19 protein-coding genes, 1 tRNA gene and 1 pseudogene are annotated in these 26,669 nt (G+C 42.3%); 6 read left to right on the top strand and 15 right to left on the bottom strand.

Going from position 1 to position 26,669, the window contains the following annotated elements; translation table 11 throughout:
- Positions 1-88 precede the first annotated feature (88 nt).
- The 6 genes and pseudogenes from F955_RS10705 to F955_RS10675 all read left to right on the top strand — a co-directional run bounded on the left by F955_RS10705 (position 89) and on the right by F955_RS10675 (position 8,689).
- A complete protein-coding gene (locus F955_RS10705) occupies positions 89-2,107 on the top strand; it encodes an esterase/lipase family protein (protein ID WP_004894354.1) in 2,019 nt (672 codons plus the stop codon).
- Positions 2,108-2,403: 296 nt separating this feature from the next.
- Positions 2,404-3,650: pseudogene (locus tag F955_RS10695) on the top strand (GGDEF domain-containing protein).
- Between the two features lie 228 nt (positions 3,651-3,878).
- Positions 3,879-6,512: a DNA mismatch repair protein MutS gene (gene mutS, locus F955_RS10690; protein WP_004894348.1), complete on the top strand. Its 2,634-nt coding sequence runs from the start codon at positions 3,879-3,881 to the stop codon at positions 6,510-6,512.
- A gap of 202 nt (positions 6,513-6,714) precedes the next feature.
- Positions 6,715-7,038, top strand: a complete 324-nt coding sequence (gene fdxA / locus F955_RS10685) for a ferredoxin FdxA (protein ID WP_004812595.1) — start codon at positions 6,715-6,717, stop codon at positions 7,036-7,038.
- Between the two features lie 139 nt (positions 7,039-7,177).
- A complete protein-coding gene (locus F955_RS10680; RefSeq protein WP_004812593.1) occupies positions 7,178-7,891 on the top strand; it encodes a D-Ala-D-Ala carboxypeptidase family metallohydrolase in 714 nt (237 codons plus the stop codon).
- Positions 7,892-8,023: 132 nt separating this feature from the next.
- A complete protein-coding gene (locus F955_RS10675) occupies positions 8,024-8,689 on the top strand; it encodes an O-methyltransferase (RefSeq protein ID WP_004894345.1) in 666 nt (221 codons plus the stop codon).
- 201 nt (positions 8,690-8,890) lie between these two features.
- On the opposite strand, the gene F955_RS10670 is transcribed toward F955_RS10675, so the two are convergent.
- The 15 genes from F955_RS10670 to F955_RS10600 all read right to left on the bottom strand — a co-directional run bounded on the left by F955_RS10670 (position 8,891) and on the right by F955_RS10600 (position 26,658).
- Complete coding sequence (locus tag F955_RS10670) at positions 8,891-9,733, bottom strand: universal stress protein (RefSeq protein WP_004812590.1); 843 nt, start codon at positions 9,731-9,733, stop codon at positions 8,891-8,893.
- Positions 9,734-9,920: 187 nt separating this feature from the next.
- The gene (locus tag F955_RS10665; RefSeq protein WP_004894343.1) at positions 9,921-10,541 is read right to left on the bottom strand and encodes an acyltransferase; all 621 of its coding nucleotides are present in this window, start codon (positions 10,539-10,541) and stop codon (positions 9,921-9,923) included.
- The gene (locus F955_RS10660; RefSeq protein ID WP_004894340.1) at positions 10,534-11,133 is read right to left on the bottom strand and encodes an IMPACT family protein; all 600 of its coding nucleotides are present in this window, start codon (positions 11,131-11,133) and stop codon (positions 10,534-10,536) included. Before F955_RS10660 ends, F955_RS10665 begins: the two co-directional genes overlap by 8 nt.
- Positions 11,134-11,240: 107 nt before the next feature.
- On the bottom strand, positions 11,241-12,428 hold the full coding sequence (locus F955_RS10655; protein ID WP_004894337.1) for a beta-barrel domain-containing protein: 1,188 nt from the start codon (positions 12,426-12,428) through the stop codon (positions 11,241-11,243).
- Positions 12,425-14,563: a type I secretion system permease/ATPase gene (locus F955_RS10650; RefSeq protein WP_004894334.1), complete on the bottom strand. Its 2,139-nt coding sequence runs from the start codon at positions 14,561-14,563 to the stop codon at positions 12,425-12,427. The genes F955_RS10655 and F955_RS10650 overlap by 4 nt, the downstream gene beginning before the upstream one ends.
- Positions 14,560-16,107, bottom strand: a complete 1,548-nt coding sequence (locus tag F955_RS10645; RefSeq protein ID WP_004894333.1) for a TolC family outer membrane protein — start codon at positions 16,105-16,107, stop codon at positions 14,560-14,562. Before F955_RS10645 ends, F955_RS10650 begins: the two co-directional genes overlap by 4 nt.
- A 140-nt stretch (positions 16,108-16,247) precedes the next feature.
- Positions 16,248-16,988 carry an LPS export ABC transporter ATP-binding protein gene (gene lptB / locus F955_RS10640; protein WP_004812578.1) on the bottom strand — a complete coding sequence of 247 codons (741 nt, stop codon included), beginning with the start codon at positions 16,986-16,988 and terminating at the stop codon, positions 16,248-16,250.
- Entirely contained in the window at positions 16,988-17,554 is a 567-nt protein-coding gene (lptA, locus tag F955_RS10635; RefSeq protein WP_004812577.1) for a lipopolysaccharide transport periplasmic protein LptA, read from the bottom strand. Before lptA ends, lptB begins: the two co-directional genes overlap by 1 nt.
- Positions 17,538-18,086 carry an LPS export ABC transporter periplasmic protein LptC gene (gene lptC / locus F955_RS10630; protein WP_004894330.1) on the bottom strand — a complete coding sequence of 183 codons (549 nt, stop codon included), beginning with the start codon at positions 18,084-18,086 and terminating at the stop codon, positions 17,538-17,540. Before lptC ends, lptA begins: the two co-directional genes overlap by 17 nt.
- A gap of 33 nt (positions 18,087-18,119) precedes the next feature.
- The gene (locus F955_RS10625) at positions 18,120-18,659 is read right to left on the bottom strand and encodes a KdsC family phosphatase (RefSeq protein ID WP_004894328.1); all 540 of its coding nucleotides are present in this window, start codon (positions 18,657-18,659) and stop codon (positions 18,120-18,122) included.
- Positions 18,660-18,662: 3 nt separating this feature from the next.
- Complete coding sequence (locus F955_RS10620) at positions 18,663-19,640, bottom strand: KpsF/GutQ family sugar-phosphate isomerase (RefSeq protein WP_004894325.1); 978 nt, start codon at positions 19,638-19,640, stop codon at positions 18,663-18,665.
- Between the two features lie 275 nt (positions 19,641-19,915).
- Positions 19,916-19,991 (bottom strand) — tRNA-Gly (locus F955_RS10615).
- A 65-nt stretch (positions 19,992-20,056) separates the two neighbouring features.
- Positions 20,057-21,478: a cysteine--tRNA ligase gene (cysS, locus tag F955_RS10610; protein WP_004894322.1), complete on the bottom strand. Its 1,422-nt coding sequence runs from the start codon at positions 21,476-21,478 to the stop codon at positions 20,057-20,059.
- A gap of 176 nt (positions 21,479-21,654) precedes the next feature.
- Positions 21,655-22,065, bottom strand: a complete 411-nt coding sequence (locus F955_RS10605) for a hypothetical protein (protein WP_004894319.1) — start codon at positions 22,063-22,065, stop codon at positions 21,655-21,657.
- 69 nt (positions 22,066-22,134) lie between these two features.
- A complete protein-coding gene (locus F955_RS10600) occupies positions 22,135-26,658 on the bottom strand; it encodes a type I secretion C-terminal target domain-containing protein (RefSeq protein WP_167539042.1) in 4,524 nt (1,507 codons plus the stop codon).
- Between the last annotated feature and the right edge of the window lie 11 nt (positions 26,659-26,669).

The raw sequence follows: 26,669 nt of genomic DNA, 5'->3' as shown, positions 1-26,669 counted from the left end.
ATAGACTGCTTCGGCAGTCTTTTTTCTGATAAAAATAAGTAAAATACAAAACATTATTTCAATATTTAACTGAGCATTCAGATTTCATATGCACTATAAAATGAATAAAGCATTCGTCCTCTGTTCACTCTTATTCACCACAGTTCTGACCGGCTGTCAGGTGGTCAGTGTGAAAGAACAAGCCTTCAATGTCACCATCAGTAATGAACGTGACAGCATTTTAACCAGAGATAAACTGAGTGAAGCCAGCCTGAATGTTCTGTCCATGACTGGGCGTGAAGCACGCATCTGTACTGAACTACCCCAGGAATGCGTAGAGGCGCTCAAGGAGATCCCGCAGATTCTGGACGAACAGCTTCTGTCTACTGCCAGTGAGTTATATCTGGCCAAATCGCTGCAATTGGGTAAAGGTTCAGAATGCAAAAGCAGCGTTCTGACCAAGACCCAATCTGAAGAAAAAAAGCAGCTACAAAAACAGAATATCCAGAAATGCCAAGATCAGCAGCTGGCGATGCTGGACCAAAGTATTCGTTATAGCTATGCCTATCTGTTCAAAACCCAGCGTGCTCCACAAGATCGTATCTTTGACAACCGTCAGGTACAGATTCGTGACTTTTATAACCTGGCGATCTCGCATTTGATCCATGTTTATTCCGAGCGTCATCAGGCCAAAGAAGGCAGCCGCAAGATTCAGGTCGGCAACAGCATTTACACAGTAGATTTTGAAAACTATCCTGAAATCAAAGACCAGCCTTTTGAGAAGCTCATGTCGACCTATAACATGAATTTCTCTGGTCTACGTTCAATTACCCGTCGAGACGGTTTTGGTTCGGAATTTGTAGTGGTCCTTCCCGAAGAAAAACGTATCACACCAAATAAAAAATATATTGTCGATCCACTGAATTTCAAATATGCAGAAGGCAGCAATCCGAATATTCATTCGGCGCGTTATCTGGCCACTACTATTACCGCAGTTCCTAAATCTGCGACCAGTATTGATCAGATTATTAACGGTCCGGAATTCCAGCTCAAACTGCATGATCCTTACAAACATGAAAAAGTAACTGTTGCAGGTAAACAATATGCGCTGGCTGCAAATTTCTCGGCACCCTATGGCCTATGGCTGGCTGAAAATAACTTAGGACGTGCTGCCTATCTGGTGCTGATTGACCGGGATGACAACCTGATCATGCCGCATCTTTATATGCTTGAACCCTACAATCCGAAGAAAAAAGTGATTGTCCTGATCCATGGCCTAGCCAGTAGTCCTGAAGCCTGGATTCGTCTGACCAACGACATTATGGGTGATCCGGTATTAAGGGAAAATTTCCAGGTCTGGCAGGTATTTTATTCTACCAATATGCCGATTCTGGAAAGCCGTTTTCAAATTAATGCCCTGGTTCAGCAAGGCTTTGCCCGGGTTGCGAACAATGCACCAGCCAAAAAAGATGCGGTACTGGTCGGACATAGTATGGGAGGCGTGATTGCCCGTTTAATGGTCAGTCAGGCTGATATTACTCAAGATGCATTCAAGCTGGTACAAAATACCCGCATTGCACAATTTAAGGATAACCCGCTCTTTAAAGCACGCCTGCAAATGCAACCTATTCCGAATTTCACCCGGGCCATTTTCTTAGCGACACCGCATCGTGGGACGGAATATGCCGATCGCTGGCATACTAAACTGGCCCGTAAAATTATCCGCATACCAGGCGCATTTTTGGGTGCCTTTGCCGATACCTTACAAGGCGAAATCGGATTAAAGGACTTTGTCAAAGAACTGGGACATGACCTGATTCAGAATGGTCCAAGCGATCTGAGTGAAAATTCGAAATTTACTGCATTAACTAAGGATATTCAGCCTTCTAAAAATATCAAATTTCATTCTATTATCGGCAATACCGTAGATACGCAAGATACCAAGCTCATGAGCGATGATATCGTTTCATACGAAAGTGCTTACTTGGAAGGTGCTGTATCTAGCAAAGTCATTAAGGGTGGCCACTCGATTCAGGAAACGCCTGAAGCTGTACTCGAGTTACGTCGTATCTTGAGGTTGCACCTGACTGAACTCGGTTTATATCAGCCGCAAAAAGTACTGAAATAAGTATAAAAAACCGAAGTTAAAACTTCGGTTTTTTATTTTCTCTCTTGCGAAATAGCTATAAATCTAAAGTTACTTAATTTAAGAGCATGTAAATTGATAAGCACTTCTAAGAGATGATAAAGATAGTTAGGCAATCAAATTACTTTTTTATGATATATATGAAATATAATTTTTTTATATATAAAAGGATATTTCTTGAGCAGGATACTTTATCTGTGCTATCAATAGTTTAACCATTCGATACAATCTACAGTATCAGTAGTTAAACGACTTTATTTGCTTAGTAATGGTATTTTATGAAATTAGCTGGCTCTAAACAGATTAGCCATGAAAAAGTAAATGAGCTGATTGCACATGGACTGAACTATGTGTATTTCAGAAAAGAACTCGAGCCAATCTATCGCCAGCAATACCGTGACGAAGCTGCTTATGAATTTCGTTTTCGGGGCAGCATTATTCTGGTTCTGTATTTTGTGCTCAGTTACGGGATTTTTCAGACCATTTCAATCGATGAAAAACTGATTCATTGGCTTTCTCTGTATGCCTGGGTTGGGGTAATTACCATCGCAGTTTGGTTAATGTCGTTTAGCAAGCCGTTTAATCGTTTCTTTGACCTGTATACCACGTTAGGTGCGACCAGTGCGGTCGCGATTTCTTTTGTGATTATTCCCGTGATTGGCCAGGATATTGATAATGTGACGCCCTGCTGCACGTGGCCATGATGTATGCAGTCGTCATTAACTATAGCTTTGTCGGTATGCGCTTTTATTCAGCACTCATTGCGGGTTGGGGCGGTGGACTGATTGGTTATCTGGTCACGGTTTCTCTCAACTACGATATTGACTGGACCTTCTTACATCGTACCTATACGTTTAGCAGCCTCCTTGGAATGATTATTGCCTATGCGATTGACCGCCAGCATCATGAGAACTATTTGCAAAATTGTATTATCGAACTGCATAAAGAGGAACTGACCCAACAGGCACAAGAACTGGAACGGCTGACCCAACTTGATGCGCTCACTGGCCTGGCCAATCGACGTTATCTGACAAAATATCTGGACACACAATGGCGCCACGCACTACGACATCAAGCGCCTTTGAGTATCATGATGGTGGATATCGATTATTTTAAAAACTATAACGACCATTTTGGACATATTGCCGGTGATGCATGTCTACAATTGGTAGCCCAACAGTTACAAGGCATTTCTTCCCGCAGTATGGAGCTGGCGGCACGTTATGGTGGAGAAGAATTTTTACTGGTCTATCCTTATATCGATGAAGTAGAAATACAGAAAATTGCCCAGGAGCTGATCCAACGCATCAATGCTTTGCAGCTGTTTCATCCTGCCAGTCAGGTATCGGGTCATGTCACAGTGAGTATTGGCTGTGCCAGTATCAAGCCTCAAGAAAATGATCGCCTTGCTGATTTTGTTGCTCAAGCTGATGAGGCGCTATATGCTGCAAAAGCAGAGGGTCGTAATCGGTTTAAGATCGCTCCTCGTCAGTCTAAAAACAATATATATATGATTTATACCTGACTCCGAGCCATATTTTTCGTGTTTAAAACCGGCAATCTTTCATCAGACTCGACAGAAGTCATCGAATCCATTTCTTTCTAAAAATTAATTTTGCTAGACTTAGCTCAATACACATTTTGCATGACTGTTTTGATGGTTTCTGCTTTGGTAAATGAATAGCGACTATATTGCCTTCAGCTCATCAGCCTTAACCAGTCTGCCCATTATTTTTTAAAGGATTTCTTCTTAATGACCAGTTCAGAACTCATGGCTGATCTTTCCACCCTAACACCTATGATGCAGCAATATATGTCTGTGAAGATGCAGCATCCGCATTCATTGATGTTCTATCGCATGGGTGATTTCTACGAACTGTTCTTTGAAGATGCCCATAAAGCAGCCAAAATTCTTGGCATTACCCTAACCCATCGCGGTAAGGCCAATGGTCAGCCGATTCCAATGGCAGGTGTGCCTTTCCATGCGGCAGAAGGATATTTGGCCCGTCTGGTAAAAAAAGGCGAAACGGTAGTAATCTGCGAGCAGATTGGAGAGGTCACAGGTAAAGGTCCGGTTGAACGTGGTGTGGTTCGGATTATTACTCCGGGCACATTAACCGATGATGCCCTGCTTGGTGCACATCAAACTTCTAATCTGGTTGCACTATGCATTCAGCAAAATAAAATTGGTATCGCTCTACTGGATTTAAGCGCCGGTATCTTCAAAGTTCAACAAATTGATTATGACCTGAACCAACTGGCAATTGAACTGGCACGTCTGATGCCAAGCGAAATTGTCGTGGACGAAAATCTGCAAGAGCAGGATCTGGTTGAACATTTGAAACACCAACTGGATGTGCCGGTCAGCAAACGCCCAAATGTCGACTTTAACCTGAACAATGCCCAAAAGACTTTATGTGACCAGTTTGCTGTGAGTACACTGGCAGGTTTTGGGATTGATCATCTGCCACTCGCCAAAGCCGCAGCGGCTGCATTGATTCACTATGCCAAAGAAACCCAGAAAACTGCACTGCCGCATATTCGTAGCATTCAGCTAGAACAAAGTTCAGACTTTATTGCGCTAGATCCGGTTACTCGTCGCAATTTAGAGCTGATTGAACCCTTATTTGAACATGGTACTTCGCTATTCCAGTTAATCAATGATTGTCAGACAGCAATGGGTGGCCGCCTGCTGAGTCGCACCCTGATGCAGCCTTTACGCGATACTGCCATTCTGGATGAACGTCTGGATGCTACTCAGGTATTATTAGACGGCTTTCATGAATCGCCAATACGTCTGGTCTTAAAAGAAATCAGTGATATTGAACGTGTATTAAGCCGTATTGCATTGGGCAGTGCACGTCCACGGGATCTGGTTCAGCTGCGTCAGGCCTGTGCTCAGATCCCGTTCCTGCGTCATGCACTACAACCGATGGTCAGCCAGCAGCAGTCCAAATTACTCATTCAACTGAATGAAGAACTTGGTGATTTCCATGGTCTGCATGAACGTTTGATGTCAGCCATTGTGGAAAATCCACCAGTTCTGTTACGTGATGGGAATGTTATTGCCGAAGGTTTCGATGCAGAACTGGATGAGTTACGCAAAATTCGCGATCATGCCGGGCAATTCCTGATTGATCTGGAAATCAAGGAACGTGAGCAGAGCGGCATTCCAACCCTGAAAATCGGCTATAACCGTGTTAGTGGCTACTATATTGAATTGACCCGTGCACAGGCTGAACAGGCACCGGAACATTATATTCGTCGCCAGACTTTAAAGAATGCCGAACGTTACATCACGCCAGAGCTGAAAGCCTTTGAAGATAAAGTCCTTTCCAGCGAATCGCGTGCACTGGCGCGTGAAAAGTTGATCTTTGAAATGCTGCTGGATGAATTACGCGAGGATATTGGCAACCTGCAAATGATGAGCAGTGCCATCGCACAGATCGACCTGCTGTGTAACTTTGCGCATCAGGCACGCCTACGCAACTGGTCACGCCCGAAATATAGTCCGGAAATTGGCTTGAAAATCCAGGCGGGCCGTCATCCTGTTGTGGAAGCTTTAAGCAAAACTGCCTTCACTCCGAATGATACGCAACTGGATTATCAGCATCGGATGGCCATTATCACCGGTCCAAACATGGGTGGTAAATCTACCTTTATGCGTCAGACAGCACTGATTGCCCTGCTGGCTTATTGTGGTAGTTATGTTCCGGCGCAGGCGGTAACCTTGGGGCCAATTGACCGCATTTTTACCCGGATCGGTTCGGCAGATGACTTGTCTACAGGTAAATCCACCTTCATGGTAGAAATGACCGAAACTTCGCAGATTCTGCATCATGCGACTAGTCAATCACTCGTACTGATGGATGAAGTCGGTCGTGGTACCAGCACTTATGATGGTCTGTCCCTAGCTTGGGCATGCGTACTGGATCTCACCCGACGTATTCAATGTTTATGTCTGTTTGCCACGCATTATTTTGAGTTAACTGAACTGGCCAGCGAATCAGGTATTGATAACTATCATGTGACTGCCCGGGAAGTGAATGGTAACCTGATTTTGCTGCATAAAGTGCAACAAGGTCCAGCCAGCCAGAGTCATGGCCTACAGGTCGCCAAACTTGCCGGTATTCCAGCAAGCGTAATCCGGGAAGCACAAAACCGACTGCGTATTCTGGAAAAGCAGCATCATACCAAACCTCAAAGTCCACAACCTGATCTGTTTGCGATTGAACAGGTCGAAACAGTCGTTGAGCGGATTATTGAGGTGGAAAAACCATCAGCTGCACTTGAACTGCTGGAAGACATTGATGTCGACAGCCTCAGTCCGCGTGAAGCCTTACAGCAGCTTTATGCACTGAAAGATCTACTGAAACTACCAGGCTAAAATCCTCAACCGCCTCATCCAGTATGAGGCGGTTTTGTTTAAGGGAGCTATAATCTCTGAATTTGATATCTGCATCGGTTTTTTTGCAAAAATAACAGCCCTATATATAACAAATATCAATAAAAGGAATTGTTAGTTGCTGCAGTTTTTGCCTAAAATACACATTAGTTATTAGAACCATATTTTTTAGGTAGCTGTCGCCATGACCTTCGTTGTCACTGAAAATTGTATTAAATGTAAATATCAAGACTGTGTTGAAGTTTGCCCTGTAGATTGTTTCTATGAAGGTCCGAACTTCCTTGTAATTAACCCGGACGAATGTATCGACTGCGCGTTATGTGAACCAGAATGTCCTGCAAATGCAATTTTCTCTGAAGATGAGTTACCTGAGGGTCAGGAAGTATTCATCGAATTGAATGCTGAGCTGTCTCAAAAATGGCCGAATATCACCCAAATTGGTGATCAGCCAGCTGACCGTGAAGAATGGAACGGTAAAGCAGACAAACTGCAATATCTTGAAAAGTAATTTTCAAATCCCCAAAAAAGATCAGCATAGTCTGATCTTTTTTTGTACCTGATGCACACATTTCATTGCAATTTATCCTGAATTTCTTCGCAAAAGTGGACTAAAATAGCGCTATTTTATAAATACCTGATTTCTAATAATGAAGCATTTTTACAAGGGATTATTGGGTCTCAGCATGATCCCTTTTGTCATGGTGGGCTGTACCACCGCGACAAAGAAACCAATGACCTTGCCAGATGGAAAACGGATTTACATTCCTCAGGAACAGGTTAAGGTTGACCGTAAGGTGCTGCCTAAGAGTATTCCTTTTGCCTATACCAACTGGGCAGCCGTAGCAAATAACCTCTCTCGTGTACGCGAATATGAAGTATTTTTAGAACGTAATTCGGTAGGCAATATCATTCCAAGTTTTGAATTGATGCGTACCGCACGTGACTGGTCGCGTTGTGGTGGACCGCAGTATATGGTGCCAAGCCGTGAGCTGTGGAGCAATCAGTTGCCAACGTTACGTGTATTTAAATATCTGGTTGCAGCCAATGTCCTCAATGATTTCGAAGTGACCTCAGTTTATCGTGATCTGCCGCTCAATAAATGTGCTGGTGGTGCTAACTCTTCACGTCACCTGTATAACTCTGCGATTGATTTCCGTATTGGCCCGGAATTCCCGCAGCCAGAAGATTATGCCTATATTGAGAATACCAAGTTCAAACTCTGCCAGTTCTGGATACAGCATGGTCAAAGCCTGAATATGGGCTTAGGTCTATATGCTTCAGGTCAGATCCATATTGATACCCAAGGTTACCGCACCTGGGGCCCGGATTTAAGCCGTAGATCTTCAATGTGTAATTACTAAGTCATTCCAACTACAATACAGAATCTGTAAATCGTTCTGTATTGTTCATTTTCAAAGCAAATATAAAACAATAAATTGCGCTCTACTGCGAAAGGTTTAAAATGCCTGCATCGCAACAAAGGTGCTCAAGCTATGCAACAAATGTGGACAGATCTCGACAATTATATTGATTCACATTTAATTCCAGATGATTCTATTCTGAAACAGACTCTTGAAAATACAGCTGCGCATGGATTTCCTGATCATCTGGCGGTAGCTGCCAATCAGGGCATGCTGTTACAGATGCTGATTCAGATGAATGGCTGCAAGCGTGTACTTGAACTCGGAACTTTTGCTGCATATAGCACCATGTGGCTGGCACGTGCCCTGCCTGAAGATGGTTATATCCTGACTATTGAAGGTCGTGATACGCATGCCGCGATGGGTCAGGAAAATATCGAGCGTGCCAACCTCAAACAGACAGTCGAACTTAAATGTGGCCGTGCCGCAGATATTCTAAAAGCCCTACCAGAAGATACAGAACCGTTCGATTTTATCTTTATTGATGCGGATAAACAGAGCTATCCTGAATATCTGGAGCTCAGCCTGAAACTATCTCGTTCAGGTACAGTAATCTTTTTAGACAATGTTATTCGTGCTGGGGCAATTATTGATTTGGACAATAATAAGCCAAGTATTGAAGGTATTCGCAGCATGTTTGAAGCAATGCAGAATCACCCGCGCCTACTTTCCAGTACCGCTCTACAGACCGTGGGCAGCAAAGGTCATGACGGTTTTGCACTGGCTATTGTCAAATAACAGTCTGAGAGCAAAAAACACCCAATAAAGTATTTTAAATATATAACAATAACTTATGGAATGTAACCACAGAGTTATCCACAATATATGAGGATAACTCTGATTATTTTTAAATCAAACTGTAACAATTTCCAACTTCAAGCTTTTTAATTTCGTGGAATTGTTATTTTAACTTTATAACGCTTTTTCCAATATTTTCCTTTACTTGGCAACCAGAAGCGGTACTTTGGAATTGCGGAAGATGGTGGTCGCGATACTACCCAGGAAAAACTGGTGGATTTTGCTGTGACTGAATGCACCCAGCACAATCAGCTGAATTCCCTGCTCCTGCTGATAAGACAGAATGTTCTCTGCCACATCACCATAGCGGTATTCAGGAACAACATCCAGTCCAGCTTCTTTCAGATAATTTAACGGTTCATTCAGGATTTCAGCATGATCTCCGACATACAGCAAATGACACTGTAGCAGTTTCAGTAAATCACTTTCTGCAATACGTTTCATCATCTGGATACAGGTTGGTGAATATTCATAGGCAAAGATAAAGCGTGTTGGCGGTTTAAAGTTTTCACCCACTGTCATTACCGTACAATTGGCACCACGGATAAAGTTTTCCACATTGGTGCCCATCGGCTTGTTTTTCTCAGCCGAGCGCTCACCCAAACGTCCAATGACGACAATATCATCAGGTCTGAGTAACTGAAAACTTTGTTCCAGGAAATCCCCTTTTTCCTGAATATGGATGGTGTTGATATTGTGTTTTTCTTTGATCTGGTCAGAAATATGCCGCAGCAGATTATTGCTATAGTCTAAAGCCAGTTCACTCTGTTTCTGTTCAAGTTCAGCCAGTTCTTTTAATAGCATGGCATTGCTTTCAAAACCAATCACACCACTAATTTCCCCCAAATGATAACTTGCAGGGTAATAATCCAAAACTTGCAATAACACCAGTTCGCGATGGGTCTGCTTGGCAATCCATGCAGCCGCTTCTGCGAGGGCATTAATGCATGGAGAAGAATCAATGCAGGCAATGACACGTTTCATGTTTAGCCTCTCTCATTATAATAAAAGTTCTTAGATATTTTTAAGTTAGCATAGCCTTCGGCAAATGTGCAGCGAATTCTGTAGCACAGGATTTGAATTATGTTATTTTTTATGTGACGTTCTAGTGGCTTATACATTTTTGAACTACCAGAACCATCCTTGTATCGTCTGAAACTCTAATCACGTATTAATCCCGGTAGCGAATCAGTTTGGCCGGGTTACCTGCAACGATCATGCGTTCATCCAAATCTTTGGTCACCATACTGTTCATACCAACAATGGCCTGATCCGCAATTTTCACTCCGTCTTTAATGCCGACATGAGCACCCAGCCAGACATCACGGCCAATTTCAATCCCTTTGGAACGCACCGGCTGTTTATAAATGGGCTGTTCCAGCTCCATCCCATGATCAAAAGCGTACAGGTGACAATAGGCCGCCATACGCACCTGATCATGTAACTTAATTCCTACCCGTCCACCATCCAGAATACAGTGGTGATTAATCGCGACTTCATTGCCAATTTCTAGTGGCCCATGCAAGGTACAGTCCGCTGCGATAAAGCTATGATCACCAATCACGATTTTTCGGCCCGGTTCAGCGAAGATATGGGCCAGTGGTGAAATAAAGCAGTTCTCACCAATCTCGACTGTTTCCATTTCACGCAGATAGTCCTGATATTCGCGCTGCCACTGTTCTGCCCAGCCCCGGTTTTTAGGCTTGAGTGACCAGTATAGCCACGGCATATAATTCAGACGATGCTTATGCTGCTCGCGGTATTTCAGTAGAGGATCCTGCTGCTCAGTCATCTTGGGGCTCATCTATAATTTTTAAGGCTTCACGTCCGCGGCTGATATCCTGAATCTTCAAAGCAAATGGCTCAATCTGATGTTTCTGCATTTGCGCAATAACCTCGACGCCTTCTGCGGTATAATCTTCCTGATAGTCAATCTGTTGCTGATTCAGCTCATACTGAAAAATAGCCCATTCACTAAAATTACAGCGAAAGAATACCTTTTTCTTTTCAATCAGTTCAATCTTTTCAGCTAAGATTAGGCATTGTCCCGCACAGCCCCCATAAGCACGAACTAAACCACCCGTACCTAGCTTGATTCCTCCATACCAGCGATTCACCAGCACCAATACATTGGTCAGCTCATTGCCTTCAATGGTCGCTAAAATCGGTCGACCTGCGGTGCCAGAAGGCTCGCCATCATCATTAAAACGCACATTATGTCCAATTTTCCATGCCCAGCACTGATGCGTCGTGGTGGTATCACGATAAGCTTCCAGAAAATCCTTTATCTCCTGTTCGGATTCTACCGGCGTGGCAAAGGCCTGAAAGCGGCTTTTCTTGATCTCTTCTTCAAAACTGATAAGGCTGGCAATGGTAAAAGACATTGGATTCAAACAATAACATTACTGTCTTGCAGTATAACGTGTTTGCTAACACAAACAAAAAAGCCCCTATACATAGAGGCTTGATTTTGTACAACTACTATGAAGGATTAGCGTTCGCGTAATGCTTCTTTGGCCTTGTTAAACGGTTTAACCAGATAATCCAGTACGGTTTTTTCACCCGTACGGATATCCACGGTTGCTACCATGCCCGGGGTGATATTAAATTCCTGTCCGGCTTTATTGGTCAGTTTGTCATTTTCGGTACGGATATAAACGCGGTAGTAAAACTGATCCTGCTTGACTTCATCACGTAGAGTATCTGGGGAAATCACGGTGACCTTACCTTTCAGGCCGCCATAAATCGAATAATCATAAGCGGTAATTTTGACCAGAGCTTCCTGATCCGGACGGATAAAGGCAATATCACGTGGTGAAATACGTGCCTCGACCAGCAATTTTTCATCCAGCGGTACAATCGTCATCAACTTGCCGTTTTGTGGAATAACGCCTCCCAAGGTCATGACATCAATTTCTTTCACTACACCACGTACTGGCGATTTGAAAATAGTCCGGTTCAGCGTATCGGATTTACCACGTACCACCTGTTGCTGAGTTTCCACATCAGTATTGGCTTTGGCAAGCTCTTCACGCGCTTTCACAAAATACTGGTTCCGCACATCATTCATCTGGTTTTGCAGGTCATTGGCTTCACGCTTTAAACGCAGAACTTCCACTTCGCTTGCAGCCCCTTTTGCAACTAATGGTTCAGTCATCGCCAGTTCTTGCTGTACCAGTACCAAGGCCTGCTGTAACCCTGCTAAAGATTGTTCCAGATTAGCACGACGCGATTTATATAATGCAGTTTCCTCTGCCACCAGTTTTGGCTCTTTCAGCACCTCTGGCGGGAAGGACAACGGCGCACCGGTGACTTCAGCACGTAAGCGTGCCGCGGTTGCACGCGAAGAAATTAACAGAGAAGCCGATTCACCTACATTGGATTCAAAACGGGTGGGATCCAGCTGTGCCAATACCTGACCCTGCTCGACAATTTCACCTTCTTTGACGTTCAGTTTGGTGAGGATACCACCTTCTAGAGACTGAATAACCTGTTCCTTGGAAGAGGGTATCACTTTACCGGTGCCTGTCGAAACTTCTTCCAGCTTGAACAGCCATGCCCACGTCAGCAGAATCAGTAAGCCTATGCCAATGATCCAGATAATCACACTTGATTTTGGCAAAGGTGGTTCCTGAAAGCTGACTTTGGTTGAACGCTTGATTTCCTGTTGTGCACTCATGCGCTTGCTCCCGTAACACGCTTCGCTCCACCTTGTGATTGGTTCAGGATCTGGTCCCGCGGACCATCCATCACAATCTTGCCGTCATTTACGACAATAATACGATCTACCAGTTCAAGTACCGCACGACGATGTGTAGCCACCACCATGGTTCGGCCAATCAGATAAGTTTTTAAATTATCAATCAGCTGTTTCTCAGAAACATCATCAATGGCAGCAGTGGGTTCATCCAGCAATAAAATTCGTGGTTGGCGAATCAGTAAACGAGAAAGTAACAAGGCTTGACGCTGACCACCAGAGAAGCCCACACCACCTTCCAGAATAATATGGTCCAGGCCTTCTTTCTTTTCCTGAACAAAGCCCAATGCACCTGTGAGTTGCAAAGCTTCCAGGATTTGCTGGTCAGTTGCCAGTGGTGCACCCAGCGTCAGGTTTTCACGAATGCTGCCATAAAATAACTGTGAATTTTGATTCAGTAGGCCCATATCACGGCGCACATCTGCCGGATCAATCAGGTTCAGGTCAATCCCATCAAGTTTAACCTTGCCCTGTAACGGCGTTTGCATACCGGATAACAACTGCAATAAGGTTGATTTACCGGCACCATTACGCCCCAAGATCGCAATCTTCTCACCGGGCTTGATGTCCAGTTTGGGAATGACTAGCGTCGGTTTAGGGTCATCTTCACCATATTTGAATACTGCCCCGCTCAGCTCGTACTGACCTTCGAGTAATGGGCGGTGAATCAGATGTGAATAATCCGGCTGATCTACCGGCTTTTTCATCAGTTCATCCAAACCGTTTTTCGCGACTTTCGCCTGCTGTAAACGACCCAGGACACCGGTAATTTGGGAAATTGGCGCAAGCATACGCGAAGACAGGATTGAACAGGCAACCAGTGCACCTGTGGTCATTTCACCTTCCATAACGGCAAAAGCGCCGACCAGGACCACAATCGCAAAGGTCAGCCCTTGAATTTTTTGCGTCCAAGCCGTCATCAAGCCGACAATTTTACGTTGCTGCATGCTGACATCGGCGGACACTTCATTCATATGGTTCCACTGGTTCTGGAAACGCGATTCAGCACGCAGTAGCTTGATGTCTTCAATTCCTTGTACTGCTTCCACCAGCAATGCATTACGGATTGCGGATTCACGCATACCCATTTGTGCCAGCTCACCCAGTTTTTTCTGTGCCAGAATCCCCGGTAGAATCATTAGAGGTACGACTAACAGCATCACCCAGAACAGGTTTCCGCCAATGAGCCAGAAAATCCCCAAGAACAGGAAGAAAAATGGCAGGTCGGCAATTGCAGTCACCGTAGTAGACGTCACCAATTCACGAACACCTTCCAGTTCACGAATCTGTGAAATAAAAGTACCGGTAGATTTTGAACGCTCTTTATTTTTAATGCGTAAGGCATGACCAAAAACCTGGTCAGAAATACGTAAATCAGCGCGCTTGCCGATAATATCAGACAGATAGATCCGGGAGACGCGTAAGGTAAATTCGAAGATTGCCGCAATCAATACACCGCCTGCCAGTACCCATAAGGTCGGGATGGACTGTGAAGGAATGACCCGGTCATACACGTTCATGGAAAAGACAATGGTAGCCAGTGCGAGGATGTTCGCGATTAAAGAAGCAAACATCACATCGATATAACGTTTCCAGTCATTCAGGACAATTGACCAGAACCAGTTTTTTTCAAAAGGCTTGATATATTCATCGACCCGGGCATCGGGTACTGAAGATTCAGGACGCAGGATATAAAGGCTTTTAGCACCCTGCTTCAGATGTTCCAGGTCAAAGACCTGAGACAATCCCTGATCGCCACTCAGCTGCACACTGGCATTGCCTTCATTATCAATGCGCTCGATGACACCTACTTCGCCATTTTCAAATTCCACCAATATTGGTAATTTCCATGGACTGAGCAGACTGGTATCAAATTTATTTTTACGTACATTCAGTCCGATTTGACGCGTGACAACTTTCAGCAGTTCATCAACATCATGATGCTGGTTCCAGTCGAGTTGTAAGCGGATTCTTTCCTCAGATGGCTCGATACGATAATGCTTGGCGATATTAAGTATCGCCTGAAGCCACGGCTGATAATTTATTGTATTACTCATGGCTGTACTTCAAACCCCTGAATAGAAATACGGTTAAGGTCATAAAGATCGCGTGTGCGACCGGTGACCTGAATGTACTGAACAATAGCGGTATAAATATCGTAGCGCGCGGTTTCAATTTCTTGGGCTGCGCTGTGAATTGCCTGCTCTGCATTAAGCAGATCGACTACGGTTCGAGTACCGAGTTTATATTGTTCCTGATACAGCTCTCTGGTACGCACAGTGGTTGCACGGCGCTGTGCCAGAATGTCCATTTGTCGCTGTTTATTTTCAATCTGTTCGCGAATCAAGCGGACCTGATCGACTACATCCAGATAGGCAGTATTGACCTGAGCACGTGCTGCTTCTTCAGCAAAACTGGCTGCACGGGTCTGTGATCTGGTCGCCCCACCTTGATAGAAATTACTGGTGGCTTCAATCATCACAGAGTTATAAAAGCCATCATCTTCATTATTATTCGGATTGCGACCATTAATGGCCTGACTCATACTCCCTTTGATATTAATGGTAGGATAAGTATTTAGCTTGGCCTGCTCTTTTTGCGAACGTGCAACTTCCACGCCAGCATGTGCCAACATCAACGTCGGAATACTGGTAAATTCAGGCTCCTGGTAAAGTCCGGCCTGTTGAATCAGACTATCTGGAATTTCCCACTCTACATTGGATATATCAAAGCCGAGTAAAGTGCGCAGTTTTTGTTGATACTGACGTAACTGGGTTTGTTGCACAATCAGGTTATTCTCTGCAGCTTCCAGATTGGATTGGGCCTGAATCGGATCGGCCTGACTGCTGATCCCGGCTTTGGCTCGCAGATTGGCAATTTCCGCAATTCGTGCAATCCCTTGTTTCTGCTGCTCGGCAATCTTGGTGATTTCCTGATAGCGCTTGATATTGACAATGGCATCTGCCACTTCAAGTGCAATCTGATCCAGGCTGACTAGAACCCGTGCCTGCGCTTCGGCAAGCTTGGCTTCTTCAGTGGTTACGCTGGATTTTACCTTGCCAAAATCATATAGCATTTGGGTCGCATTCAAGGAAACTACCTGACGACCGCGTTCGCCCTTGGTTAAATCTGCTGTTCCAAATCCACCCGAAATCTGTGGATAGTATTGTGCCTTTGCCACATCAATATTGGCAGCCTGAGAGGACAGCGAAGATATACTTTGTGAAATCTCGGGACGACGCTGAACTGCTGTAAGTACAGCCTCCTTAAGATTAATTCGTCTGGGAATTCCCATGGCTGGAATATTATTCTGGGAACGAGTACCATTCTGAAAGCCGCCTACTTGGGGCAACTCCTGAACACGTGAGGTATCCAGCTGATAATTACTCAAATCCCGCAGATCAACCGTATGTGAGGATTTTACAGGTTCAGGGGAGAACAGTTTACTGACCCCTTGTTTGAATCCCTGAAAATATCCCTTTTCCGTATCTGCCGCATAAACCTGAGACATTTGCAAAGGCAGTAAAAGGGCGATCAATACCCTTTTTTTCCCCTGTAAATTACCCCGAAGTTTATTAATTTTTTTTGCTTGCAATAGCATGATTATTGGTGTCGTTTTTAAACTAACTATATACCAAAAATATTTTAAAATTGATGATACTAAAATATTTTCGACGAAAAAATCCCACACAACAACGCTAAAGTTGACTGTGTGGGCTTGATTAAGGTAATAAAGCCGAATTACACGGTAAAGTCATCACCCAGATACACTTTTCTAACAGTTTCATTATTCAGGATTTCTTGTGGTGTACCTTCTGCAATCACTGCACCTTCACTGACAATATACGCATGCTCACAGATTGCCAAAGTTTCACGCACATTATGATCAGTAATTAATACCCCAATACCACGATCTTTCAAGGTTGTGATAATGTCTTTAATATCTCCGACAGAAATCGGATCGACCCCGGCAAAAGGTTCATCAAGTAACATGAATTTTGGATCAGCTGCCAGCGCACGGGCAATTTCCGCACGACGACGCTCACCACCAGAGACACTCATGCCCAGAGAATCTTTGATATGGGTAATCTTAAAGTCTGCCAGCAATTCTGCCAGGCGCTGCTGACGCTGGGCTTTGGTCAATTCCTTACGGGTTTCAAGAATCGCCATGATATTTTCAGCAATGGTCAACTTCCGGAAAATAGAGGCTTCCTGCGGCAGATAACCAATCCCTTTGCGGGCACGTTCATGCATGGCCAAATCTGAGAGATCCAGATCATCCAGATATATTTCACCTTTATCCATACGCACCAGACCAACCACCATATAGAAGCTGGTGGTCTTACCTGCACCATTCGGACCAAGCAAACCAACGATCTGACCACTTTCCATGCTGAAGGATACATCCTTCACCACCCAACGTTTACTATAGTTTTTCGCCAGATGTTTAATGGTTAAAGTTTGAACCTTTGATTCAGCCATTAGTCACGTGCTCCCGGGAAGGATTTAGAACTGGATGGTGGAATCACAATCTGTACACGACCTGAAGAAGAACCGGTTTTATTTGGCGTACCGACAGCTTCAATATCCCCCTTATTCATACTATATCGAAGCGTATTACCACGGATACTAGCCCCATCCTGTTCCAGGAAAGCATTACCTGTCAGGGTAATAATACCGGTATCAGCATTGTAGACAATCTTCTGTGCCTGACCTTTCGCAATTCCTTTAGCAGCATCAATCTGTTGCTGGAAACGTGCAGGACTGCCATTTGCTGTAATCGTGCTGATTTGCTTCTTGCTATTCAGGTTCGCCACAATTGAGTTTGCCTGAAGTTTCATGGTCCCTTGCTCAATAATGACATTACCGGTATAAGTTGTGATACCGGTACGCTCATTAAAAGTTGCACGGTCAGCTACCAGTGAAATAGGCTGCTGGCGGTCTGAAGGAATTGCCAATGCTGCGAGTGAAGTAAACCCGAGCACAGCAGCAAGCGCAGTACGCTTTAGGAAAGTAGTCGTCATTTTAGGTTTAAGAATTTGGTTCATACTTTCCTCGAATATTAAAAAATTCGTATTGCCCGTCATTTAGATTTGCCTTCAAGCCCTGACTGATAAACTCAGCTTGTGGAGTCGTTACTTCTACAGCTTTATCCGTTTCAATTTCTCGTGTTTTAGGGAAACCTGTTAACTCTTCTGTCTTGAACTGAAGCTGACCATCTTGCAGAATCTTGGTTGCTACCACCTGCTGAGAAAGGATCACTTTAGTATTATCCTCGTACCCATTCACAAGTTTGGCATAAAAAGTAGAATCTACTTTGCCATCTTTGTACATAGAAGCATTCATATTTTCCAGCTTCGAGGTTTTTTTCTGCATATCCTGCTCGAGTCGATCGACTTGAGCACGAACAGCCAGCTCACCTTTTTCATCGGTTTGTGTCAAATTAATATTTTCAGCTGTGGATTTCATACTGCGTGCAGCATCTACCTGAAGCTTATTGCCACTTCCACTGAAATAATAATAACCACCACTTATGGCTGCGAGAATAATCGCGGTTACGTATAAAACTTTAGTATCCATAAGCGGTGTACTTAATCCAGAACGTATAGTTGATTAATATGGCGCACGAGTAAACTTTTCAAGTAATTCTTGGTAAACACCTTTAGACATTAAAAGCATGTCACAGATCTCACGCACCGCACCACGGCCACCCATCGCCTGAGTCACCAGATCGGCACGACGACGTACTTCGACATGACCATTTGGAACTGTCACTTTCATGCCAGCAATGGCAAAAGCTGACAGGTCGGGCCAGTCATCGCCCATATACAGGCAATCTTCAGGATCGATATTCAACTGAGCGCAAGCTTCTTTGAGGGCAACGCCTTTGTCTTCACGCCCCTGATAGACTAGGTCTACCCCTAAATCAGACATACGCTTTTCTACAATATTACTTTGACGTCCAGTGATGATAATCACTTTAATTCCAGCTTGCTGAACCAGCTTCATACCCAGACCGTCACGAATATCAAAGGACTTGATCTCATCACCCGTATTGGTTAGCGTGACAAAACCGTCACTTAGAATCCCATCTACATCAAGCACCAGTGCTGCAATATGACGTGCCTGCTCTAATAATACATAAGATGCCATCTATTAATTTACCCCAGCCTGAATCAGGTCATGCATACTAATTACACCAATGACTTTATTGGCATCATCAACAACTACAAATTGATTAATTTTACGTTCATTCATACGTTCTAGCGCTACTACAGCACGTGCTTCCTGAGAAATCGTCAGAGGATTTTTGATCATCACTTCTTGAATCGGCAGATTGACATCAAAACCTTGCTGCTTATCAATCAATCGGCGCAAGTCCCCATCCGTGAAAATACCCAGCAGAACATCATTTTGATCGACAATTGTGGTTAAACCTAGGCGTTTATTTGAAATTTCGTATAAAACTTGATTCATCGGTGTATCTGGTGACACTTTCGGCAGTTCTGCACCAGTATGCATCAGGTGTTTAACATGCAGCAATAAGCGTTTACCCAAGGCACCTGCTGGATGTGAGAGGGCAAAATCATCAGCAGTAAAACCACGTGCATCCAGCAGTGCTACAGCCAAGGCATCACCTAACACCAGAGTTGCTGTAGTACTTGAAGTTGGTGCCAGACCAAGCGGACAAGCTTCTTGCAGATTACCCAAAGTTAAAGCGACATCAGCATTTTGTGGCATAGGGCCTTTGTCGTCACCACTAATGGTAATTAAAGGAATTTCCAGCCGCTTAATCAAAGGCATGAGCATCATGATTTCATCACTCTTGCCTGAGTTTGAAATGGCAATCAGTACGTCACCCGGCACCAGCATGCCGAGATCTCCATGTCCCGCCTCACCTGGATGCATAAAGAATGAAGGCGTACCTGTAGAGGCAAAAGTCGCGGCCATTTTGCGGCCAATATGCCCGGATTTCCCCATCCCGGTAATCACCAGACGCCCCTTACACTGCAGGATAATTTCACATGCCTGACTAAAACGCTCATCGATTTGGGCAGCTAAAATCTGTAATGCTTGTTCTTCGATACGCAGTGTTTCAAGTGCAACTTTCTGGAAGTCTATTTGATTTGGCATATTTGGTGGGTTCAAAGTAGGTTTACCTTAACTCTATATACAGAGTTGACTCAGTCTAGCAACAATAATTTTCGCAATTTTATCATATCTATGCAAATTACAGGTTTCAAAATGTATGGCTTTTCATAAAACTTAAACTGAATGTTTTGAAATTTGCCTGACTAAAAGCCCCTCATTATTCAAAATTTAATCATATAAAATCAGTTCTGATTTTCCTTTTTATTTTGCACAGACAATAAAAAACCCCAATCTTCTGATTAGGGTTTTTTGAATTTTGGAGCGGGAAACGAGACTCGAACTCGCGACCCCAACCTTGGCAAGGTTGTGCTCTACCAACTGAGCTATTCCCGCAATATGGGAGTGAATTATAGAGAGTTTCTGCTAACTGTCAACTCTCTATCGATTCAACTGTCGAATTAATCAGCACGACGCCATACCGTTCCTTGACGGGTATCTTCCAGCACCACCCCTTGGTCTAATAAAGACTGGCGGATTTCATCAGCACGAGCAAAGTTTTTCTCTTTTTTGGCATCTTTACGTTGCTGGATCAGATCTTCAATCTGCTCTTCAGACAAGCCTAAAGCTTCCTGACCAATATCAGACTTTAAGAATTCGTCGACATTGTGCTGTACCAGACCCAGAATATTGGTGAGATGGCGCAGAGTAGAATAATAAACAGCAGCCTGTTCCTGATTCTGGTCTTTTACTGCACGATTCAGCTCTTTATTCAGTTCAAACAATACAGCAATGGCTTCTGGTGTATTAAAGTCATCACACATGGCTGTATTGAAACGCTCAACAAAGCTTTGATCCAGAGTTTCAACCAGTTGTTCGCCATATACTGCCTGATAAGCTTTGAAAGAATGATAGAAACGCATCAGCGTATTTTTCGCTTCTTTTAAGGCCACATCAGAATAGTTCACTGGGCTGCGGTAGTGTGAAGACACAATAAAGTAACGCACCACTTCCGGATGGAATTTTTCAATCACATCACGGATGGTAAAGAAGTTACCCAAAGACTTCGACATCTTTTCACCATCAACATTGATGAAGCCGGCATGCATCCAGTAGTTCACATACTGCTCACCTGTCGCTGCTTCAGATTGTGCAATCTCGTTTTCATGATGCGGGAAGCTTAAATCAGCACCGCCACCATGAATATCAAAATGATTGCCCAGGCAGCAGGTTGACATCGCAGAACATTCAATATGCCATCCTGGACGACCATTGCCCCATGGTGAAGCCCAAGAAGGTTCATTTTCTTTGGCATGTTTCCAAAGTACAAAGTCAAATGGGTGTTTTTTCTCAACTTCGACGTCTACACGTTCAGAAGCGCCTGCCTGCATATCTTCCAGTTTACGGCCTGAAAGACGGCCATATTTGGCAAATTTTTCAACTTCGAAATACACATCTCCATTATTGGCTGGATATGCTGTGCCGTTATTGACTAGTGTATCAATCATATTTTGCATTTGATCGATATAGTCGGTGGCTTTTGGTGCAGCATCTGGTGTAAGACAGCCTAACTTGGCAAAGTCTTCATTCATCGCATCAATAAAACGGCTGGTCAGTGATGAAATGCTTTCCCCATTTTCATTGGCACGTTTAATGATTTTATCATCAATATCGGTGATATTACGTACGTATTTCACCTGCCAGCCTTGGCTACGTAAGAAGCGAATAATATAGTCAAATGCAACCACTGTACGTGCATGTCCGATATGACAGTAGTCATAGACCGTCATCCCACAAACATACAAATCAATCTGACCTTCTTTACGAGGCACAAATTCTACTTTTTTACGTTGCTCTGAGTTATATAGAACAAATGGTTGCATAGGTCTTCTAGAATGCTTTTACAAATGATGGCTCATCTTAACCTAAGCATTATTTTTCATAAAGTTTTAAGATATGTTTTTATAAAATTAGCAAATTCATTAATGAATTTAAGAATTAAAAAAAGACCAGTATCTAACTAGTCTTTTTTCACTCGTAGTTTTAGTGAGTTTTAGAACTAAGTTTCACTTTTGCATTGGACCAGTGCTTCTTTAGTTTTTGGACCAAAATGATTTACGATGCCAGTGCTACGTACGTTGATCCAGTTCTGTTCACCTTTCTTATAAAAGTCGACATCAAAACCTGTGTATGCAACCGTAAATTGATACTGCGAACTATCACTTGCTTTTCTGCCCTGGCGTACAAATTTCTTTTCAAATGCGCCCAACTTTTTCTTCGCAGAAATCAAACGCAAAATGCTTTTATCTCCGACTACATAAGATAAGTTGTTGGCTTTCTGCACTGAACAATCAAGGGCGTATCGACCTTGAAAATCACCTAAATTTGCTGATTTTTTTGTTTCCGTATTTGCATTTGCTAGTGTGAATGATGCTGTAAGGACTAATACAGACAATAATGCTTTTTTCATGTTTGACTCGATATTTGTAAATGACAGTTCATCAGGAGAAAGTGATTCCACTTTCTCCTGATCGATGAATTAACCAATAAGTTGTTGATTTGCGATTAATTGATTGAGTAAATCCAGCTGAGCTTGCTGCGTAGCAACAGTTTGATTCTCTAGTACCAATAGATCGGTTTTTTGGAACTCATCTGCCTTACCATCACGGTCAATTTGAACGATAGCTTTACCATCTGCAGTTTTTCCGATCGAGACAAATTCTTTCAGATCATCACCTTGCTCATAACCTACTAACAAGGAACTTACATCGATTTTGTCGGCATTTTCATCTGTTAATGATGTTGTTAAGTGGAAGTCAGTCCAAGTATCTATGCCGTTACCACCATTATTATGAGACAAATCTAAAACATCAAAAATTACAGTGTCAGAGCCTGAGCTTAAAGTATATATATCATTAGAAGCTGAACTTTCAACTAGATTATTAAATTCATTCCCTTGAATAACTTTAGCAACACTAAATTCTATCGCTGCTTTATCAGACTCGCCTGTTGGAGAAATAATTTCATAGTCGAAATACTCTCTACCACCACCAAGACCGTTTGGCGTGAATACGTAACTACCATCTGATTTTACTACAAGATCACCATAACTACCGTAAACTGTGATTTCTTGAACTTCATTAGAACCTAAATAAAGATATTTATTTCCAAATTTCACGATAGCTTGATCTTTTAGACCAAGCGCGAATTTATCGTTAGAAAGGAAATTACCTATAACCTGGCCAGCTAGATAATCGGCATCTTTGCCAGTAGAGGTCCATGAATCATGGTAGTTATATGTTTGAGAGAAATTGAAACCATAATCCATTCCTGTACCATTATGGCCATCGATGGAATATTTCACTGTATAAGTACCAGATTTTAAATTCTCCCAAGTATGTGAGAGCGTATCTTTTTGCACATCTTTAAGTGAAATTGTATCTCCTACTTTAGAATACGTAACCTCTCCAGTTTGGGCATTTTTAACAATTTTATATAGCTCAAAATGCAAACCTGTCTTGTAAAGACCTTTAATATCCAAATCAACATTTAATGAGAATGTTAAATCTGTCGTCATATATGGCGTATTTACAATCTCAATAACTTTTGATTCCTTGTCCTTAATTTCATCCCATATTGGTAAACGGAGTCCTGTCTTTTCATCAATAATGACTTGTTCGACTTTATTCACCATTGGTGCAGCAATATCAATTTCCTTTTTTTCTGAATCAAATTGCTTATCTTGATTTGCATCAACAGTAGATAATTTGACATTTAGGATTGAAGATACAACTTCACCATTCGCTTCTTTATACGAATAGCTAAATGTATCGATCATGCCAAACTGCGGTATTTGATAAGTAGCATCGACGAAATACTCATAAGTACCATCTGCATGGTACGTTAATGTTCCATATGTGCCCTTCACTACAGTCGATTCCAGACTTTCGACTTTTTTTCCATTTAAAGTATAGATTTTTCCATCAACTGGAATATCTAACTTACCTGAAACCTCACCTTTATACACTACTGGATTATTGTAGTCTTCAACCGAAATTTCTTTAACTTCCAGTGTTGTACCACCAATAGCACCGATACCAGCAGTGCTATTTAACAATGCCACATACTCGCCTTCAGGGAAATCAAGATTAATTGGATCTCCAATATGAATACCACCTAAAGGAATGACCAATGTTACTGGAAGAACGACGTAGTTCGGCTTGGTGTAAAACAATTCAAGCTGACCATTATCAAGTTTTTTATAAACCTGTAAGTCAAATATGCTTGCTACAGATACAGCCTGATAAGCACTTGCATGGAATTTAATATTCGCCAATTCTCCCGATTTGACACTTATATTAATACTATTATCAGCAGAGATAATTCCCGCATCTACAACGTCGCCTAATGATATTTCAGCCACACTAAATGCTGTCGCATTAATCTTACCTTTCGTTATGGTATTGAGATTAACATCCTCAAGTTCTACCTTCTCAACTAAAGTTTTAACCGTCGGCTCAATCTCTAACAAAGCAACTACTGTCGATAAGCCATTTTCTGTATTTGAGAAGTCTAAAGTGATGTTAAGTTGCGAATCATCAGACTGCCCAGATATTGGGTCGAAAATCGTATAAGTAAATTCATCTACATCCCCATAGTTGAAGTTTTTACTGTTGAAAGCTTCATAACTATAAGTACCATCTGCGGCAATGGTTAACTGACCATATTTTCCTTGAACGACCACAGCATCAGTAATTTGATCTGTATTTACCGCAACCGCACCATTAACACCAACTACCTGTGTAATAAATGAATGCTCTATATTAGGTCCTACATCTTGTCCTTTTGCCTGAAGATCAATATCGGTAATTAAATTACCCTTCGCAATACCTGAAACAGAAATTGGATTAGCATAGTTCAAAACTTTATTCTGAGAAGCTTCAAGCGTGTAACCATAAAGTGCATTGACACCACTTGCTGGTTCTAGAACTGCATAATACTGACCTTCATCAAATGTATAGGTAGCTGGTTGCTTAGATGCACCTCCCAGCAGAGCTACACCAAACCAGTTTTCTTTTAACTCAACCAAATCCAATTTATTCGTTTTTTCATTTAATTTATAAACATATAAATTGTAGTTTGTGAGGACTTGCACACCACCAGACTTACCATTGAAGGTAATTACCTGCTCAGTCAATGGATCCACTGTAAATTGCAGTGCATTTGCTGGTGTTAAAGCTCCAAGATCAAGCACACTACCTAAACCGATATAAGCAACATTAACTGTAGTTTTACTGTATTCACCTAACTCAGCCTTTGTCATGAAATGTTCAGAAGGAGCCACATTTAGATTTAGATCAACATTATTATCTACAGCAAGTAACTCCTGAGTCGCTTTAGAAATATTAATTATTAAAGTTTCTGATGCACCATTATCAACAGTATATTTAAACGTCTCTACTAAGTCTGCATTAGCAAATTGTGGACTAACGGTATATTTATATGCACCATTCGGCTGAATCATCAATTTACCGTATTTACCATTAATTACTGTAGAGCCATTAATTTCCGTTATTACAGGTTCGCTCACTTCATTTGATGATGACTTTTCTGTCGTAACCTCAACTTTTTTAACTTCAATATTATCTAAAGCATCATTATCAATAACGTTTCCTTCAGCTGTATAGAAAGTCGTAGATGGACTTACTGTTACAGTAGTTTTTTGCAAAACACTGACTAAATTATTAACCAAGTTACCAACAACAACATCAATGACTTTATCTAAAGCAGTCATCAACGGGTTAAGTAATGTGGAGCCAATAACTTTATCGACTAATGCGGATATAGGGAATGTTAAAAGATTAACTGCATTTAAAATACCTTCTAGATAATCAACGAGTGTTGCACCTGCTATTGAATCTTGACCTAAAATCGATTTCAACTCTTTAATTAAGGCATCTTGATTATCTTTACCTAATAAATAACCACCTTGACCCAAATTAGCCAACTCGATATCACTGATCAATTTTTTCAGTTCACTTTGATCTGCATATGTTGCGATACGATACTGACCTGGCTCTAAACCACTAAATGTGACAGAAGCACTATTGTTATCAATCGCTCCTAACGCATATTGAGTTCCTAATGATGCAACAACACCATTTTGACCCATTGGTGCAGAAATGAGATTAACCCACTCACCTTCATTATTCTTTTGCTGTAAAACAACACCATATGCCTTTGCAACAGACAATAATGAACTAGTATCTAAACTTACTTGAACTGAATGATTACCTGCATATTCATCAGCTGTAAATGTAAATTCTGTTCCTGCCTTTATCGTATTTTGTGTAGTATTGGTTACATTAAATAGGTTAAGAATATCAACACCAGTAGCAACTAAAGTGTCTTGATTAACAGATGTTGGCACACCTGAAATATTATTAAAATCAGACACCAATCCACTCAATAACGAGTCATTAGATAAAATACCAGTATTAAATTCTGAACTACCATTGCCAGCATCATCTTGAATCGCATTTTTATCTTTCAAGTCTTTATCTACATAAGAAACCTGAACTTTATCGGATTGATAAATCGGCTTCACAGTTGTGATAACAACTTGCTGATCAACGATTTCAACCCCTTGAATCTCAACAACCTCATCCGTATTTTTGATAATCACAAAGGAGTCGAATGTAGGAGGATTATCGTTATCAAGCAATTCATCAAACTCTAGAACGATCTTTCCATCCTCATTAATATAACTATTCGTATATTTAGGAGCTTCTAAATCTATAGCATATGGAGCATTTGCTGTTTTATTCGATTCATTACCCGCTTTATCTTTGAATGTTACTTCAGCAACAACCTCACCCGCCACATCTCCAAATGATGAACCTGATAATTCCGCTGTCCACGTGCCAGTTACGGCATCGGTAATAATCGCATTTACTGTTTCAGTTCCAACAGTAACAGTAATTATCGTTTCAATGCTATCAGCAGGAATTGATGTTAATTGACCAACAATCGTAACTTTATCTTGAGATTCTGCAATATTCACAATGCCATCTT

This window comes from Acinetobacter schindleri CIP 107287, from assembly GCF_000368625.1.
In the GTDB taxonomy this organism is placed as follows: domain Bacteria; phylum Pseudomonadota; class Gammaproteobacteria; order Pseudomonadales; family Moraxellaceae; genus Acinetobacter; species Acinetobacter schindleri.
This window is presented reverse-complemented; position numbering and strand designations above follow the sequence as displayed.

What these genes read in the sequence shown, in the direction of transcription:
- F955_RS10705 (WP_004894354.1), top strand. Translation starts at nt 89, where the DNA reads ATGCACTATAAAATGAATAAAGCATTCGTCCTCTGTTCACTCTTATTC.
- mutS (WP_004894348.1), top strand. Translation starts at nt 3,879, where the DNA reads ATGACCAGTTCAGAACTCATGGCTGATCTTTCCACCCTAACACCTATG.
- fdxA (WP_004812595.1), top strand. Translation starts at nt 6,715, where the DNA reads ATGACCTTCGTTGTCACTGAAAATTGTATTAAATGTAAATATCAAGAC.
- F955_RS10680 (WP_004812593.1), top strand. Translation starts at nt 7,178, where the DNA reads ATGAAGCATTTTTACAAGGGATTATTGGGTCTCAGCATGATCCCTTTT.
- F955_RS10675 (WP_004894345.1), top strand. Translation starts at nt 8,024, where the DNA reads ATGCAACAAATGTGGACAGATCTCGACAATTATATTGATTCACATTTA.
- F955_RS10670 (WP_004812590.1), bottom strand. Translation starts at nt 9,733, where the DNA reads ATGAAACGTGTCATTGCCTGCATTGATTCTTCTCCATGCATTAATGCC.
- F955_RS10665 (WP_004894343.1), bottom strand. Translation starts at nt 10,541, where the DNA reads ATGACTGAGCAGCAGGATCCTCTACTGAAATACCGCGAGCAGCATAAG.
- F955_RS10660 (WP_004894340.1), bottom strand. Translation starts at nt 11,133, where the DNA reads ATGTCTTTTACCATTGCCAGCCTTATCAGTTTTGAAGAAGAGATCAAG.
- F955_RS10655 (WP_004894337.1), bottom strand. Translation starts at nt 12,428, where the DNA reads ATGAGTGCACAACAGGAAATCAAGCGTTCAACCAAAGTCAGCTTTCAG.
- F955_RS10650 (WP_004894334.1), bottom strand. Translation starts at nt 14,563, where the DNA reads ATGAGTAATACAATAAATTATCAGCCGTGGCTTCAGGCGATACTTAAT.
- F955_RS10645 (WP_004894333.1), bottom strand. Translation starts at nt 16,107, where the DNA reads ATGCTATTGCAAGCAAAAAAAATTAATAAACTTCGGGGTAATTTACAG.
- lptB (WP_004812578.1), bottom strand. Translation starts at nt 16,988, where the DNA reads ATGGCTGAATCAAAGGTTCAAACTTTAACCATTAAACATCTGGCGAAA.
- lptA (WP_004812577.1), bottom strand. Translation starts at nt 17,554, where the DNA reads ATGAACCAAATTCTTAAACCTAAAATGACGACTACTTTCCTAAAGCGT.
- lptC (WP_004894330.1), bottom strand. Translation starts at nt 18,086, where the DNA reads ATGGATACTAAAGTTTTATACGTAACCGCGATTATTCTCGCAGCCATA.
- F955_RS10625 (WP_004894328.1), bottom strand. Translation starts at nt 18,659, where the DNA reads ATGGCATCTTATGTATTATTAGAGCAGGCACGTCATATTGCAGCACTG.
- F955_RS10620 (WP_004894325.1), bottom strand. Translation starts at nt 19,640, where the DNA reads ATGCCAAATCAAATAGACTTCCAGAAAGTTGCACTTGAAACACTGCGT.
- cysS (WP_004894322.1), bottom strand. Translation starts at nt 21,478, where the DNA reads ATGCAACCATTTGTTCTATATAACTCAGAGCAACGTAAAAAAGTAGAA.
- F955_RS10605 (WP_004894319.1), bottom strand. Translation starts at nt 22,065, where the DNA reads ATGAAAAAAGCATTATTGTCTGTATTAGTCCTTACAGCATCATTCACA.